The following is a 15565-nucleotide window of genomic DNA, read 5'->3' on the forward strand; positions in this document are numbered from 1 at the left end:
TGCTTCCCGTCACCCGCTCCACGCAGCGACCAGTTCATCAGCCCGTTTGCCCGGCTCGGTAGGCGTCGACGGCGCAGATGTCGCCGTGCCCTGCCCGAGGACCCGCACCTCGGAAACCCGTGGACGGTGACCCGCTGGGCGAGGTCGAGCCAGCATCCCCGGATGCGGGCGGGCCCGGCTACGCGGGGAGCGCGAGGTCGCGGTGAGCGAAGCGGATCAGGCCTGCGGTGGTGAGCAGTGCCGCGAGGGCGAGCAGCGCGAGGAGGGGTGCGGCCGGGATGTCGGCTGCCGGAGCTGGGGGTACGTGGGTGAAGGGTGAGAGGTCCCGGACCGCCCCGGGAAGGTCGACGACGCCGCCGATGGGGCCGAGCAAGATGGCCACTGTCAGCCCCGCCCACACCACGGCTCCAGCGGATCGGGGCAGGAACGCGATCGCCGCGACGGCGGCTCCGGTGAGCACCAGGATGGCCGGCGCCTGGACCAGAGCGGCCGCGCTGAGGGTGATCAGTCGTGCCGCCGGCTCCCCGGTGACCAGGCCGTCGCCGAGGCCGGCGACGCCGCCGAGGACAAGGAGGAGCACCAGGGTGCCAACGACCGCGCAGGTGATGTGGCCGGCGATCCAACGTGTGCGGCCGACCGCGGTTGCCAGGACGTGTTCGAGCCGTCCCGCGGATTCCTCGCCGTTCGCGCGCAGCATGGCCTGCAGTGGGAAGCCGGCGACGATGGCGCCGATCAGGGTCAGCAGGGCCGCGTAGAAGGTGTCGGACAGGTCGACGCCGGCGCCGCCGAGTGCGGTGAGCAGCTCGACCAGCCGGGCGTTCCGGGCGAGATCCTCGATCTGCTGCCCGAGAGAGCCGACCACCGCTCCCACGATGACCATGGCGACCGCCCAGCCGAGCAGCACGCCGCGCTGCAGTCGCCAGGCCAGTCCCCATGGGCTGAGCAGGCTTCGCGGCGCCGCGGCCGGGCCCCCTGGGTCGGTGAAGATGCCCAGCCCGTGGTCACGTCGGCCGGCCAGAGCGACGCCGATCGCGACGGTGGCGGTCGCCAGCGCAGCAGGCAGGGCCAGCAGCCACCACTTGTTCGCCTCGAAGGCCTGCACCTGCTGAGCCCAGCCGAGCGGGGACAGCCAACTGGGCCACGCGCTGGTCACCGTGAGCCCGTCGTCCTCCACGCGTCCGAGGGCGTCGCCGATCCCCCGCAGCAGGTAGGCGGCGCCCAGCGCGGCCAGACTCAGCGCGGTGGCGGTGCGTGCGCTGCTCGCGAGCTGCACTGCGACGGCCGCGATGCCGGCGAAGGCGATACCGCTGGCGCCGATCGCCAGACCGGTCGCCGCCGAGCCCGCCACCGGAAGGCCGCTGACCACCAGTCCCAGGGCGGTCAGCCCGGCCAGCACCAGATCGGCGGTCACGGCCACGCCGACCGCGGCGGCGAGAGACGCGTACGGGCCGACCGCTGCGGAGGCGATCATCTCTCCTCGGCCGGATTCCTCGTCCTGTCGGGTGTGGCGGACCACCACCCACACGCTCATTAGTGCGGCCAGAACCGCGATGATCCAGAACGCGTCGGAGAAGGTCAGCGCCCCTAGGCTGCTGTTCGCCGCCGGGCCGCGCAGCAGACGCAGGCCGGGGTTCGCCGCCAGCAGCCGGGTAGCGGCGATCCGGTCCTCCTCGGCTGGGTAGGTCGAGGCGATGTTGGCCGCCTGGAGCGCCACGAGGAGCGCGGGAGCCGCGACCCAGATCGGCAGCCGGACGCGTTCCCGGCGCAGGGCCAGCCGGACCAGCGTCGCGGTGCCGGTGATCGCGTTCACCGCGCCTCCCCGGAGCGCGGCCAGTCGGTGACAGCTCCGTAGTGACGCAGGAAGAGTTCTTCCAGGGTCGGCGGTTGGCTGACCAGGCTGCGCACGCCGACGTCCGTCAGGCGGCGGAGCAATGGGTTCAGGGCATCGTTGTCGACCTGGCAGTGCACGCGTCCGCCGTCGACGTGGAGGTCGTGGACGCCGGGAAGCGCCCCGAGCGTGTCCGGCGGCCCGATCAGTTCGGCGGTGACCGTTGTCCGGGTCAGGTGGCGCAACTGCCCCAGTGAGCCGGTCTCCACGGTCCGGCCCCCGCGGATGATCGAGACCCGGTCGCAGAGGGCCTCCACCTCGGCGAGGATGTGGCTGGACAACAGCACCGTGCGGCCCTCGGCGGCGCCTTCCCGGATGACCTGCCGGAAGGTCTCCTCCATCAAGGGATCGAGCCCGCTGGTCGGCTCGTCGAGGATCAGCAACTCGGCCCGCGACGCCAGTGCCGCCACGAGGGCGACCTTCTGACGGTTGCCCTTGGAATACGCCCGGCCCCGCTTCCGCGGGTCCAGGTCGAACCTGTCCAGCAGTTCGGCCCTGCGCCGCTGGTCGAGCCCGCCACGGAGATGGCCGAGCAGGTCGATGACCTCACCACCGGACAGATTCGGCCACAGCGTCACGTCCCCGGGCACGTAGGCCAACCGCCGGTGCAGCGCCACCCGGTCCCGCCATGGGTCGCCGTCCAGCAGACGGACGCCACCGGAATCGGCGCGCAGCAGGCCGAGCAGGACGCGGATCGTCGTGGTCTTGCCCGCCCCGTTGGGACCGAGGAAGCCGTGCACCTCGCCGGTGCTCACGGTCAGGTCAAGACCGTCGAGCGCCCGTGTCCGACCGAACGACTTGATCAGCCCTGACACCGACACCGCAGACGTCATACTTGAGGAAACTACAGTGAGTCCAAAAAGCCTACAATGGCATAAAGTGTGTCGGTGTATTCTGGCTGCGTGACTTCGCCGCCGGGACTGCGCGAACGGAAGAAGGAGCGCACGCGTCAGGCGCTGATCTCCGGGGCGCTCGACCTGTTCGAGACGCAGGGATACCGACAGACCACCGTGGCGCAGATCGCTGCAGCCGCCGACGTGTCGACCAAGACGTTCTTCAGCTACTTCCACAACAAGGCCGACGTCCTCTTCGTCGGGGCCGAGGCCCGGGTCGACACAGCGTTGCGCGTCATCGCCGAACGGGGCCCGGACGATGAGGTGGTCGACGTCCTCGTCCGGGCTGTCGAGCGCATGCTGGCCGACGATTCCGCCGACGATCCCGCCGCCCGCCTCACCAGGCAGCGCCTCATCCTGTCCGAACCGGAACTGCAAGGGCACGCCCTCCGCCGGCTCCTCAGCAAGCAGGCGCAGATGGTCGACACCTTGCTCGCCGCCTACCCCGCGCAGTTGGATGCCGTCACCGCGGCCGGGACCATCGGCTCGATGCTCGGTGCGACGATCGCCACCATCCAGGCCTGCGTCCGCGCCGGCCACTCCGCGGACCGCATGCTGATGGCCGTTCGACGGGCGGCCGAGAACGCCGTCCGCAGTCACGCCCGGGACGGTGCAGCGCGGTCGACCTGACGGGTTCGGGGACCGCATGTCACTGCGAGCCCGCGGACCACCTCCGGCCCTGCTGTGGGGACTCCGGCCGGTGAGGCCTCGGTCCCAGGTCGAGGCCTTGCTCCCATTCGGTCCCCCACCCTCGAGTGAGGCGCTCCCCCAGGAGCGGCCGACGCGCGGACGGCGGACCGACATGGCAGAAAGGGCCCATGAACTCGGAGGCGCTACGGAAACGGGGCCTCACGCTGGCCTGGTTCATCGTCGGCTGGGACATCGCCGAAGGGACCATCGCGGTCACCGCCGGACTGCTCGCCGGGTCCATCGCGCTGGTCGGCTTCGGCATCGACTCGGCCATCGAGGTCTTCGCCGCCCTGGTCGTCATCTGGCAGCTGCGCCGGAACGGGGAGCAGCGCTACGCCACCGCGCTGCGTCTCATCGCCGTCAGCTTCTTCCTGCTGGCCGGCTACGTGATCTATAAATCGGTCTCGGACCTGATCAACGCCAGTCAGCCCGACGCCTCCCCGGTGGGGATCGTCCTCGCGGCCGTGGCGACGGCGGTCATGATCCCGGTGGCCATCGCCCAGAAGCGGACCGGCGAGGCTCTCGGCAACCAGGTCCTGGTGGCCCAGTCGAACGAGACGTGGATCTCGAACTACCTGTCGATCAGCCTGCTGCTCGGTCTCGGCCTCAACGCGCTGTTCGGGTGGTGGTGGGCCGATCCGCTGGTCGCGTTCCTGATCTCACTCGTCGCGGTGCGCGAGGGCTGGGAAGCGTGGCGCGACGCGAGCGAGGACAGCGAGGAGCGGGAGGGCGAGAAGGACTCCGTCTAGGGTCTCGCGCCTCGCCGCACCATGACCCCGGCCTGCCGCGGCGTCCCAGCACGGCACCACCCGAGTCCTCCGGCCACCGTCAGTCGTGCGCGTGCAGGGGCTTGCCAGCCAGGGCGAGGGCGGCCTCACCGATCGCGTCGTTCTGGGTGGGGTGGGCGTGCACGAGGCGGGCGACGTCGTCGGGATAGGCCTCCCAGTTGACCATCATCTGCCCCTCGCCGATGAGCTCGCCGACCCGGGCGCCGAGCATGTGCACCCCGACGATGGGGCCGTCCTTCTCCCGCACCAGTTTGATGAAGCCGGCCGTCTGCAGCATCTGGCTCTTCGCGTTGCCGGCCAGGTTGTACTCGGTGATCTCGACCCGGTCGGTGCCGTAGCGCTCCTTGGCCTGCACCTCGGTGAGCCCCACCGACCCGATCTGCGGCTCGCAGTAGGTGACGCGGGGAATGCCGGACTCGATGATCGGTACCGGATTCTGCCCGGCGATCTGCTCGGCGACGAAGATGCCGTGCTGGAAGCCGCGGTGCGCCAACTGGAGGCCAGGCACGATGTCGCCGATGGCGTAGACGTTGCCCACTCCGGTGTGCAGCCGCTCGTCGGTGAGGACGAAGCCGCGGTCCATCGGGATGCCGTTCTCGGCGTACCCGAGGTCGGCGGTCGCCGGCCCGCGACCGATGGCGACCAGCAGAAGCTCGGCCTCGAGGGTCTTGGCGTCCTGGGTCGTGACCACGACGCCGTCGTCGGACTGGGTCGCGCCGGCGAACATCGTGTTGGTGTGGAAGGTGATCTTCCGCTTGCGGAACGCGCGCTCCAGGCCCTTGGACAGGGCCTCGTCCTCACCGGGCACCAGGCGGGGCAGACCCTCGACGATGGTCACGTCGGCGCCCAGGGACTTCCAGACCGAGGCGAACTCGACGCCGATCACGCCACCGCCGAGGACGATCACGCTGGCGGGCACGCGGTCCAGTTCGAGCGCCTGCTCGGAGGTGATGATGCGGCCGCCGATCTCCAGGCCCGGCAGCGACCTGGGATAGGACCCGGAGGCCAGCACGACGTTGGCGCCCCTGTACTGGACGCCGTCGACCTCGACGGTGTCCGGGGCGACGAGCCGGCCCCAGCCGCCGATCAGGTCGACCTTGCGGGACGACACCAGCCCCTGCAGCCCCTTGTACAGGCGGCCGACGACGGAGTCCTTGAACGCGTGCACGGCGGACATGTCGATGCTGCCGAAGGTGCTGAGCACGCCGAACGTGCCGCTCTCCCGGATGGTGTCGGCCACCTCCGCCGAGTGCAGCAACGCCTTGGTGGGGATGCATCCGCGGTGCAGGCAGGTGCCGCCCAGCTTGTCGCCCTCGATGAGCGCGACCGTCATGCCGAGCTGCGCGCCGCGCAACGCGGCCGCGTATCCGGCGCTACCTCCGCCGAGGACGACGAGGTCGTAGTCCACAATTCCCCTTCCGGTGCCCGTCGATGAGCAGAACTTCCGCGGCCGTCGAGGTGACGCGGGCCTAGCTAGAGGCCGAACGCGCCGCCCTCGACGAGGATGACGATGCCCAGGCCGATGAGGACGATCGGGAACAGGATGTGCTCCCAGCGCTCCAGCACCTCGGCGATCGGCTTGCGCGTCGCGACGAAGCGCGCCGCGGCGACCAACACCGCCACCAGGGCGAGGAACACGATCGAGTAGGCGACGATGCCTGCCGTGCCGACGGTGGCGAACACCGGCACGTACACGCCGATGTTGTCTCCCCCGTTGGCGAAGGTGACCGCGGCGATGGTGAGCACGCTGAGCGACTTGCCGCTGACCTTGCCCTCGTCGTCATCGTCGTCGTCATCGCTGCGCCAGACCCGCCAGGCCGCGAGCAGGCCGAGGCCCAGCGGGATGAGCCCGAAGTACGGGATCGCCTCCTCCGGCAGGAAGCTGCGCGCGCCCAGGGCGACGAGCACCGCCGCGGCCAGGATGGCGCCGAAGCCCAGGTACTGGCCGGCGAGGATCTTTCCGGTGGTGCCGCGCTGGCCGGCACCCCGGGCGTAGAACAGCGACAGCACGATGATGTCGTCGATGTTGGTGACCATGAACAGGCCGACGGCCTGCAGGGTCCACGTGAGAATTTCCATGGCTGCCTTCTGCTCGAGAACCGGCATCGGACGGCCGGCTGAGGTGCTGGGTGTCACCCGGGGTCGGTGACGGGCCGTCGGTCGCGACATCTGACCAGGCGGCTCCCCGCCAACGACCCGTGGCATCGTCTTTTGACGATGCTAGCACCGCCGGGCGCTACTCCGTCCGATCGGCTCCCCGATCGCGCGAGGGGACCTGGGGCAACGGTCGCGAGACCTGCGATGTGGGATGCCGGTCGTCCTCGAGGTGGCGGCGACCGAGCCAGGCCACCGCTCGGGCTGGACACCACCCCTCGTTGCTGCTATCCATCGGTCATCGACGATGCCGACGAGCCTAGGCGATGGAGTGGTCCGCATGCTCATGAACCGCGCGGAGACGATCCTCGTCAACAGCGGTGCCCGGCGGGCGCTGCAGCGGTGGTACGAGACCCCGGCTCTCCTGCGGCTGGGCGGGCAGCAGGCGCCAGGGGCGCGAGCACTCGAGCTGGGCTGCGGAGCGGGCTACGGCACCGAACTCATCCTCGAGCGCTTCGGTGCCGACCACGTTGACGCAGTCGACCTCGATCCGGAGATGGTCGACCGGGCGCGGCGCCGGCTGGCCCGGCACGGCGACCGGGTCCGGCTCGCCACCGGGGATGTCACCGACCTGCGACGGGCGTTGGCCGCGGCCGACGACAGCTACGACGCGGTGTTCGACTTCGGCATCCTGCACCACGTCGAGGACTGGCAGGCGGCAGTCGGCGACGTCGCGCGAGTGCTGCGACCCGGAGGCCGCTTCTACTTCGACGAGGTCACCGCCGATGCGCTGGCCACCCGAGGCTATCGGTGGCTCTTCGACCACCCCACGCACAACCGGTTCACCGCTGCCGAGTTCGTCGCCGAGCTCGAGCGGCAGGGCCTCGCCGTCGGCCGACGATGGCGGACCCGGATCCGAGGTCACTACGTGCTCGGCGTCGCCGACCGGGTCGCCTGAGCAGGCCCTCATGCGCCCCCCGGCCCCGCCAGGTCAGACCAGCGTTGGTTGCCGGGCTCGACGCGCACCACCTAACATCGTCTGGTGTCGATGAATGCGCAGCCGCAGGCGTCCGTCGACGCCTCGTCCGGCCCCGCGGTCAACGAGGCGCAGGCCCTGTCCCCGGCCGCCTCGCTGTTCCACAGCCTCTCCGATCCGGCTCGGCTGGCGATCCTGCGCCACCTCGCCGCAGGCGAGCACCGGGTCGTGGACCTCACGGCACACCTGGGCCTGGCCCAGTCGACCGTGTCCGCGCACCTTGCCTGCCTCCGCGACTGCGGGCTGGTGACGTCCCGGCCGCAGGGCCGCGCGTCGATGTTCTCCCTCGCCACCGCACCACACCTGATGGAGCTCCTCGGGGCAGCCGAGCGACTCCTGGCCGAGACCGGCGACGCCGTCGACCTGTGCCCCACCTACGGCTCCACCGCCCGGCGCCAGGCTCGAGCGGACTGACCATGCTGCCCGCCGGCGCGCTGATCCGGACCGGGACGGACCGGCCGATCCCTGGAGCGGAGCGCCACGGCGACCCGTCCCCGAGCGCCGGGTAGGAGCCGCTCGTGCCGACGCCCCCCTCGCTGCCTCCCGAGATGCTGCTTCGGTACACCGACCTGCCCGAGGGCCGCGTCCGCACGCGGGTGCTCGGCCGTCGGCGGCCGAACGTCCCGCCGATCGTCGTCGTGCAGGGCATGGCTGTGTCGGACTACCTGCTGCCGGCCTGTGCCGCCCTCGGCGAGTGGACCGAGGTGCACCTGCTCGATCTGCCCGGCTACGGCGGCAGCGGGGAGCCGACGCGCCACCTCGATGTCCGGGGCTACGGAGGAACGGTCGCGCACTGGCTGCAGGCTGCAGAGCTCGACCGAGCCGTGGTCGTGGGCCACTCCAGCGGCACCCAGGTGGCGGCGTGGGCCGGCGTGCTGGGCCCTCAGCGAGTGGCCGCCGTCGGCCTGGCGAGCCCGACCATCGACCCGATGGCGCGGTCCCTCCCGAGGTTGCTGTTCCGCTGGCGCCTGGACGCCCGAGCGCCGTCACCGGGCCTGGAGGCCAACCACATCCCGGAGTGGAAGCGTGCGGGGCCGGGCGGGATCGCCCACCTGGTGAAGGTCCATCTCGCCGATCAGCTCGAGGATCAGGTCCGGCGCCTGCCCATGCCGATGCTCGCCATCCGGGCCGCGGACGACCGGCTCAGCAGCGAGAGCTGGGTGCGCGACCTCGCCCGGCGAGCACCGGACGGCGACCACGTCAGCGTTCCCGGCGCACACGCCTTCGTCTGGCTCGATCCCTCCGCGTGGTCGGAGCCGCTCCGTCGGCTCGCCGATCGAGCCGTCTCCGCGCTCCGGTGATCGCGAGCGCCCAGTGGGAGGGAGCTGGCCTCCCCCGTGCCGGGCACGGGGGTCGGAAGTGACGGGCTTGCCGCCGGAGAAGGCGGTCGCGTCCTTCGACTCGGCCAGCGCGCTGCTCACCGCCCTGGCACGAGCACTTCAGGGACAGGACTTCCCGCACCTGGGGCAGTCCCGGCTCAAGGTTCCCCTCGTCCGCGCCGGCGCCCTGCTTCCCCTCCCCCTGCGCCGGCGCGTGTACGCGAAGGCGAGCGGCCGGGAGGGCGTTCCGCCGGACCGGCTGGGCCGGATCGACCTCGAGCGGGTCGCCGCCTGGATCACCGACCACTACCCGGCCCGGCGCTATCCGGCGGTGCTGCTCGGCTCCTCCAACGGCGCGCTCTCCCATCTCGCCGCCGCCGCCGGACTGCCCTGGCTACCGCAGACCCTGCTGGTGCCGGTGCGACGTCCCGGGGTCGACCCCCGCGACGTCGGCTCAGCGCTCGACTTCGGTGCCCGGCACGCGCCGCCCCTGCTGGATCGCAACCCGACCATCGAGCTGCACCACATGCACGACCCGAACCAGGACGCCCTCAGCGCCTCCCAGATGGCGTATTTCCGCATCAAGTGGCACACGCTGCCCGGGGCGTACGAGCGCTTCCTCGGCGACCGGCTCGAGCCCGGCGCGCCGGTCATCGTCGTGCGCGACCGATCGTCGTGGCCGGTGACGCGCCTGGGACCGCGGCACGTGTTCCAGTACGGGGCGCACGGCGGCATGACAGCCGCGGAGTACGCGGCCGAACCCGGCGCCCCGCACACCGACGAGGTCGCCGCGGAGGCCGAATGGGGTTTCGCCGACGCGCTCGGGGACGACGTCCACACCTGGGCGATCCGCAACGGGCATCCCGCGGTCGACCTGCGCTACGACCACCCGCAGGACCCTGCGGCCGGAGTCGCTGACGCCTTCCGCGCCTGGCTGCAGCAGCGCGGCGAGCCCGCCCAGCGGCTGCTGGTGAGTTCCTTCATCGTGCACGATCCCTGGCGGACGATCACCACCGCGTCGGTGCCGTTCTGGACGTTCTTCCCGGTGCGCCGGGCGGCGCAGGACCTCGCGAGCTACCTCGACCGCGCCTCCTACGACGAGGTCGACATTCTCCTGTTCAGCAACGGCATCCCGTCCCGCGGCCAGGTCGATGCCCCATCGTGGGAACTCCTCGCCCAGCGCGCACGGCGACGCGGACGACTGCTCGGCGTGGACGCCGACGCCTTCCCCGCAGACTTCGCCACCTTCGCCCGCTACGGCGCCGCCCTCCGGTCACTGCCCCCGGCCACCGTCCCGTGGTCGCCGCTGACCCTGACCGATCTGCTGGCCGGCCTCGACGCCGCCCCTGGGATCTCGGTGACCCGTCCGGATCGGAGCCCGCCCGCCGACCCGCACGGGTGACAACCCTCCACTTCGCATGCCCCGCCGGACGCGACCGCTGCTCACTGCCGTATCGAGGACGAGTCCCGAGAGGATCACCGCATGACCGACGGTGCGCGGGAAGTACAGCGCCGCATTGCCCAGGAACTGGGGGTGCTGTCCGACTTCGACCCCGCCCAGGAGGCAGACCGCCGCAGCCGGTTCCTGGCAGACCTGCTGGCCGCCAGCGGCCTCCGCACGCTCGTGCTCGGCATCAGCGGCGGCGTGGACTCCGCGACGGTGGGCATGCTCTGCCGGCGCGCGGTGCGACGTCGTCCCCTGGGGTCCGCCGCACTGGTGGCGGTGCGCCTGCCCTACGGACGACAGCACGACGAGGCCGACTGCGGAGCGGTCCTCGACGCCATCGAGCCCGACCACCTGTTCACCGTCGACATCCGGCCGGCCAGCGATGCCGCCCTGGCCGGGCTGACCGCGGCGGGGCTCCGCTTTCCCTCCGACGACAGAGCGGACCACGCGCTGGGCAACATCAAGGCGCGCCAGCGCATGGTCGCCCAGTACGGCATCGCCGCCGCGCTCGACGGACTGGTGATCGGCACCGACCACGCCGCCGAAGCCGTCACCGGCTTCTTCACCAAGTTCGGCGACGGAGGAGTCGACGCCAACCCGCTCGCCGGGCTGACCAAGCGCCGCGTGCGACGTCTCGCCCGACACCTTGGCGTGCCCGAACGCATCGTCGACAAGACGCCGACCGCAGACCTGGAGTCTCTGCGCCCACAGCTTCCGGACGAGGAAGTCCTCGGCCTCAGCTACGACGAGATCGACGACTTCCTGGAAGGCCGTCCCGTCCGCCCCGAGACCCAAGCCGAGATCATCCACCGTTACACCGCCACGGCCCACAAGCGCACCGGGCCGATCACGCCCCCGCGCTGACGCGGCGGGTCAGCAGCGCATCACACGTCCCTTGGGCCGGAGGGCGAAGACGCATCCGTCGGCGGCGAGGACCCAGCGGCGTCGGCGCGGGCGGACCGCTTCTGCGCCGCGTCACCGCGCCAGGCCGTCACGGCGAACAACAGTGCGCCGGTGACAATCGCGGTGTCGGCGAGGTTGAACGTCGGCCACCAGCCGGTGTGCAGGTAGTCGGTGACGACGCCGTCCGCGGCGCGGTCGGCGAAGTTGGCCACCGCGCCGCCCAGGATGAGGGCCAGCGCGGCGAGCTGGGCTCGACCGCCGTGGCGCGCCGCGCGCCAGGCGATCACCGCCACCGCCGCGGTGATCGCGGCGGTGACGGCGATGACCAGCCAGGCGGGGGCCTCCGCGCCGACGGAGAACGCGACGCCGGAGTTGTAGCCCAGCCGCAGATCCACCGGCCCGAGCTCCACCCCGGCCGCCGACAGGCCGGTTTCTGCCCACGCCTTCGCGGTGAGGTCCACCGCCGCAACTCCTGCCGCGGCCGCCGCCACCCACAGTCGCCGACGGACCGGCCGGACCCGCCCGGGACCGGAGCCCCCGGCCCCGGTCACCGGACGGCGCCGGTCAACTCGACGGGCACCGGCGCCGGCGCGGCGGACACCGAGGTCAGCGGCTTGGTCCGGCCGGCGCGCACGCCGTTGGCGATGACGAAGACCTCGGCGACCTCGTGCACGAGCACGACGGCGGCCAGGCCGAGGACGCCGAACAGGGCGAGCGGCATCAGACCGATCACGATGCCCAGGGACAGGGCGACGTTCTGCAGCATGATCCGGCGGGCCCGGCGGGCGTGGCCGAAGGCCTGCGGCAGGTGCCGCAGATCCTCGCCCATGAGCGCCACGTCGGCGGTCTCGATCGCCACGTCGGTGCCCATCGCGCCCATCGCGATACCCAGGTCGGCGGTGGCGAGCGCCGGGGCGTCGTTGACGCCGTCACCGACCATCGCGGTGCGCCGCTGACCACGCAGCTCGGCGACCAGGCGCGCCTTGTCCTCCGGGCGCAGCTCCGCGTGCACCTGCTCGATGCCCACCTCCCGGGCCAGGGCCGTGGCGGTGGCGGTGTTGTCGCCGGTCAGCATGGCCACGGTGTAGCCGTCGCGGCGCAGCCGGGCGACGACCTCCGCCGCCTCCGGGCGCAGCTCGTCGCGCACCGCGACCGCACCGACGAGCTGCCCGTCGACCTCGATGAGCACCGCGGTCGCGCCGGCGTGCTGCATCCGCTGCACGTCGCCGGCGAGCACGCCGGCCTCGATCCAGCCGGGACGGCCCAGCCGCGCCGGGCGGCCGCCCACCAGGCCCACCAGCCCGGCCCCGACCACGGCCTCCACCTCGGTGGCCGGGGTGACCGCGGGAACCGCGGCCAGGATCGCCCGGGCGAGGGGATGCTCGCTGCGGGCCTCCAGCGCCGCGGCGACGTCCAGCACCTGCTCGCGGGTCATCCCCGGGACGGTGGCGACCTCCACCACCGCGGGCCGGTTGCGGGTCAGCGTGCCGGTCTTGTCCAGCGCGACACCGCGGATCACGCCGAGGGCCTCCAGGGCGGCGCCGCCCTTGACCAGCACGCCCAGGCGGCTGGCGGCACCCACCGCGGCGACCACGGTGACCGGCACGGAGATCGCCAGCGCGCACGGAGAGGCTGCGACCAGCACGACGAGGGCGCGCTCGATCCAGACGAGGGGATCACCGAGCAGGCTGCCGATGCCGGCGATGACGACTGCGGCGATCATGACGCCGGGCACCAGCGGCTTGGCGATCCGGTCGGCGAGCCGCTGAGCCTCGCCCTTGCGGGACTGCTCGGCCTCCACGATGCGCACGATCCGGGCCAGCGAGTTGTCCTCGGCTGTGGTGGTGACCCGCACCTCCAGCACGCCGGTGCCGTTGATCGACCCGGCGAACACCTCGTCGCCCGGCCCGGCCTCCACCGGCACCGACTCGCCGGTGATCGCCGAGACATCCAGGGCGGTGCGCCCGCCGCCGATGACGCCGTCCGTGGCGATCCGCTCGCCCGGCTTGACGATCATGGTGTCTCCGACGCGCAGGTCGGCTGGGGCCACGACCTGCTCGATCCCGCCGCGGCGCACGGTCGCCTGCTCGGGCACGAGGGACAGCAGCGCCCGCAGCCCGCGGCGGGTCTTGGCCAGCGAGTACTCCTCCAGGCCCTCGCTGATCGAGTACAGGAAGGCCAGCATCGCGGCCTCGCCGACCTCGCCGAGCAGCACCGCGCCGACGGCGGCGATCGTCATCAGCGTGCCGACGCCGATCTTGCCCTTCGCCAGCCGGCGCAGCGTGGACGGCACGAAGGTCCAGGCCCCGACCGCGAGGGCGGCCACCTCGAGGCCGACCTGCAGGCCGGGACGATCGGTGCCTCCAGCGAGCAGTGCACCCACCAGGAGCACGCCGGCGACCGCCGCGGCTTGTAGTTCCCGGACCTGCCAGAGCCGTTCGGCCTCGTGCTCTTCGGCTTCCCTGCCGGCAGGGGTGGTCTCGTCGCCGCTGCAGCCGCAGGCGTCGCTCATCGGGTGCTCTCCTCGTCGTGGGTGATCTCGGCTGTGGTGATGGGTGAGAGCTCCGGTCGGGTGACGCCGAAGCCGGCGCACAGGGCGACCGCGCTCCCGGTGGCGGCGAGCAGCGTTTCCGCCGTGGCGAGCAGGTCCAGCAGCTCAGGGTGGGTCAGGGAGTACACCGAGGCGCGGCCCCGGGGGCGGAAGTCGACCAGGCCGCAGTCCCGCAGGCATGCCAGATGTGACGACACCGTGGACTGCGCCAGGCCGAGTTCCGCAACGAGATCGACGACCCGGGCCTCACCCTCGGCGAGGCGCCGCAGCAACGCAAGGCGCGCGGAGTCACCCAGGCCGTGGAACAACGCCGCCGCCGGAGCCAGAGCTGCCCGCGAGGCGGCTTCGGGCGACGCGTCAGTGATCGTCACCCGACGATGATAGCGCGATATCTCGGTGTACTAGGGAGGCGCACTCTGTCCAGCCTGGGTCGGCGCCACCGATCTGTCCGCCCCGCTCGTGAGTCAGATCCCCCGGTGCCGGTGTCCTCGCCCAGTCGACCGCGCTGCCTCCCGAGCCGTGACGAAGGCGTGGCGTCGCCTTGACCCCTTCGGTCGCCCAGTCCTGCTCATGGCGAAGACACCGAGCGCCTCAGCAGCCGTTGACGCGGATCCGTTCCTGGCCGTGGTCGCCGTCGCTGCCGCCTCGAACTGCGCTCCCCAGTCGACGACTTCCCCTGGGCGAGCTCGACGTCGGTCACCGACGCTGGTCCTCGCTCGTACGTCAGCGACCGGCCGGACGAACCGTAGGAAGCCACCGCAGCCGCGGCCGCGTGCCCTACGACGGCACCAACTGAGGCGGACAGCCCATCGGGCTTCATACCAGGTCCTTCGTGGACGCCGGGGGGCGCCGGCGATGGGGCGACCGCGGGAGGCTCAGCAGCCAGGGCGCGGCAAGCGGTGCCTCTGCCGAACGTGACGTGGCCCGTCCATCCTCGCGGTCGCTCCTGTCCGGGATCTCAGGAACCTCGGGGATCAGCACTGGGTCCGGCTGCCACGACGGGCGACAGGACCCTTCCACCCCCTCCACGCAGCTCGCCTCGAATGCATGACCGGCCCGACAACCCGACGAAGGCTTCTACGCTCGCGCTCAGTAACCTGGCGAGCCGCCCCTGCACCGCCGGTCGACCGCGCCGCCCGGTCCGGGAGGCGGCTGCGTCCGGGCCGCCGGCGCACGCGCCCCCTGGAGGAGCCACCGTGAGCACGCACCCGAGGGTCCGGCCGTGTCGGCCCGGGCACGTCCGCGGCCAGGCCGCAAGCGCACCGTCGTGACCGACCTGCAGACCCGCCCGGCACCGACCCCGGCCGTGCCTCCTCGGGACTCCCTGCCGCACCGGTCCGGGCGGTGGGTGCTGCGTCGCTGGCGGTGGTTGACGAGCATGCGCACGGCGGTGGTGTTGCTCTTCCTGCTGGCCGTGGCGGCCATCCCCGGCTCGCTGTTCCCGCAGCGGTCGCTGACACCCAGCGCGGTGACGCGGTACTACCGGGAGAACCCCGAGCTCGCCCCCGTCCTCGACCGGCTGGGGATGTTCGACGTCTTCGCCAGCCCGTGGTTCTCGGCCGTCTACCTGCTGCTGTTCCTCTCCCTGATCGGCTGCCTGGTGCCGCGCTGCATCGAGCACCTCCGGGCCCTGCGGGCCGATCCGCCACCCGTCCCGCGCCATCTGCACCGGCTCCCGGTCCACACCACCGCCGAGGTGCCGCTGCCCGCCGACGCGCTGGCCGCCCGGGTCGAGGCCGACCTGCGGTCCGCGCGGTTCCGGGTGTCCCGGCGCGACACCGCAGCCGGCGTGGAGCTCTCCGCCGAGCGGGGCCGGGTGAAGGAGACCGGCAACCTCGTCTTCCACCTCTCCCTGCTGGCACTGCTGGCCGCGCTGGCCGGCGGCAAGCTGTGGGGCTACGAGGGCAGCATCCTGGTCACCGAGGGGGACGGGTTCTGCAACTCCTTCCAGCAGTA

At 72.2% G+C, this 15565-nt stretch carries 15 protein-coding genes; 8 read left to right on the forward strand and 7 right to left on the reverse strand.

Annotated elements, in window-relative coordinates:
• Window positions 1–178 precede the first annotated feature (178 nt).
• Both FN207_RS18115 and FN207_RS18120 read right to left on the reverse strand, forming a co-directional pair.
• Complete coding sequence (locus tag FN207_RS18115) at window positions 179–1810, reverse strand: ABC transporter permease (protein ID WP_142459834.1); 1632 nt, start codon at window positions 1808–1810, stop codon at window positions 179–181.
• Window positions 1807–2721 (reverse strand): ABC transporter ATP-binding protein, encoded by a 915-nt coding sequence (locus FN207_RS18120; RefSeq protein ID WP_142459835.1) that lies wholly within the window; start codon window positions 2719–2721, stop codon window positions 1807–1809. The genes FN207_RS18115 and FN207_RS18120 overlap by 4 nt, the downstream gene beginning before the upstream one ends.
• 69 nt (window positions 2722–2790) lie before the next feature.
• Here FN207_RS18120 and FN207_RS18125 point away from each other — a divergent pair, with 69 nt between their 5' ends.
• Complete coding sequence (locus tag FN207_RS18125) at window positions 2791–3411, forward strand: TetR/AcrR family transcriptional regulator (RefSeq protein WP_185938409.1); 621 nt, start codon at window positions 2791–2793, stop codon at window positions 3409–3411.
• Window positions 3412–3599: 188 nt separating this feature from the next.
• Window positions 3600–4220: a cation efflux transmembrane domain-containing protein gene (locus tag FN207_RS18130; RefSeq protein WP_142459837.1), complete on the forward strand. Its 621-nt coding sequence runs from the start codon at window positions 3600–3602 to the stop codon at window positions 4218–4220.
• A 79-nt stretch (window positions 4221–4299) separates the two neighbouring features.
• Here FN207_RS18130 and lpdA read toward each other — a convergent pair whose 3' ends face one another.
• Both lpdA and FN207_RS18140 read right to left on the reverse strand, forming a co-directional pair.
• Window positions 4300–5667, reverse strand: a complete 1368-nt coding sequence (gene lpdA / locus FN207_RS18135) for a dihydrolipoyl dehydrogenase (protein ID WP_142459838.1) — start codon at window positions 5665–5667, stop codon at window positions 4300–4302.
• 65 nt (window positions 5668–5732) lie between these two features.
• A complete protein-coding gene (locus tag FN207_RS18140) occupies window positions 5733–6338 on the reverse strand; it encodes a cadmium resistance transporter (RefSeq protein ID WP_142459839.1) in 606 nt (201 codons plus the stop codon).
• Window positions 6339–6693: 355 nt separating this feature from the next.
• Here FN207_RS18140 and FN207_RS18145 point away from each other — a divergent pair, with 355 nt between their 5' ends.
• The 5 genes from FN207_RS18145 (at window position 6694) to nadE (ending at window position 11019) form a co-directional block, all read left to right on the forward strand.
• Complete coding sequence (locus FN207_RS18145; protein WP_142459840.1) at window positions 6694–7311, forward strand: class I SAM-dependent methyltransferase; 618 nt, start codon at window positions 6694–6696, stop codon at window positions 7309–7311.
• Window positions 7312–7401: 90 nt separating this feature from the next.
• Entirely contained in the window at window positions 7402–7803 is a 402-nt protein-coding gene (locus FN207_RS18150; protein WP_142459878.1) for an ArsR/SmtB family transcription factor, read from the forward strand.
• Between the two features lie 104 nt (window positions 7804–7907).
• The gene (locus FN207_RS18155) at window positions 7908–8690 is read left to right on the forward strand and encodes an alpha/beta fold hydrolase (RefSeq protein WP_142459841.1); all 783 of its coding nucleotides are present in this window, start codon (window positions 7908–7910) and stop codon (window positions 8688–8690) included.
• A gap of 58 nt (window positions 8691–8748) precedes the next feature.
• The gene (locus tag FN207_RS18160) at window positions 8749–10110 is read left to right on the forward strand and encodes a hypothetical protein (RefSeq protein WP_142459842.1); all 1362 of its coding nucleotides are present in this window, start codon (window positions 8749–8751) and stop codon (window positions 10108–10110) included.
• Window positions 10111–10191: 81 nt separating this feature from the next.
• Window positions 10192–11019 (forward strand): ammonia-dependent NAD(+) synthetase, encoded by an 828-nt coding sequence (gene nadE / locus FN207_RS18165; protein WP_142459843.1) that lies wholly within the window; start codon window positions 10192–10194, stop codon window positions 11017–11019.
• A 20-nt stretch (window positions 11020–11039) separates the two neighbouring features.
• Here the strand turns inward: nadE and FN207_RS18170 are convergent, their stop codons facing one another.
• Genes FN207_RS18170 through FN207_RS18180 form a run of 3 tightly spaced genes read right to left on the reverse strand, consistent with a single transcriptional unit; the run spans window position 11040 to window position 13980 of the window.
• The gene (locus FN207_RS18170) at window positions 11040–11609 is read right to left on the reverse strand and encodes a signal peptidase II (protein ID WP_342778760.1); all 570 of its coding nucleotides are present in this window, start codon (window positions 11607–11609) and stop codon (window positions 11040–11042) included.
• Window positions 11606–13570 carry a heavy metal translocating P-type ATPase gene (locus FN207_RS18175; RefSeq protein WP_142459845.1) on the reverse strand — a complete coding sequence of 655 codons (1965 nt, stop codon included), beginning with the start codon at window positions 13568–13570 and terminating at the stop codon, window positions 11606–11608. The genes FN207_RS18170 and FN207_RS18175 overlap by 4 nt, the downstream gene beginning before the upstream one ends.
• Complete coding sequence (locus FN207_RS18180; RefSeq protein ID WP_142459846.1) at window positions 13567–13980, reverse strand: ArsR/SmtB family transcription factor; 414 nt, start codon at window positions 13978–13980, stop codon at window positions 13567–13569. Before FN207_RS18180 ends, FN207_RS18175 begins: the two co-directional genes overlap by 4 nt.
• Window positions 13981–14987: 1007 nt before the next feature.
• Between FN207_RS18180 and FN207_RS18185 the strand changes: the two genes are divergently transcribed.
• A partial coding sequence (locus FN207_RS18185) for a cytochrome c biogenesis ResB family protein (RefSeq protein WP_246066156.1) occupies window positions 14988–15565 on the forward strand: 578 nt, incomplete at its 3' end.

The organism is Geodermatophilus aquaeductus (assembly GCF_900182545.1).
GTDB classification, from domain to species: domain Bacteria; phylum Actinomycetota; class Actinomycetes; order Mycobacteriales; family Geodermatophilaceae; genus Geodermatophilus; species Geodermatophilus aquaeductus.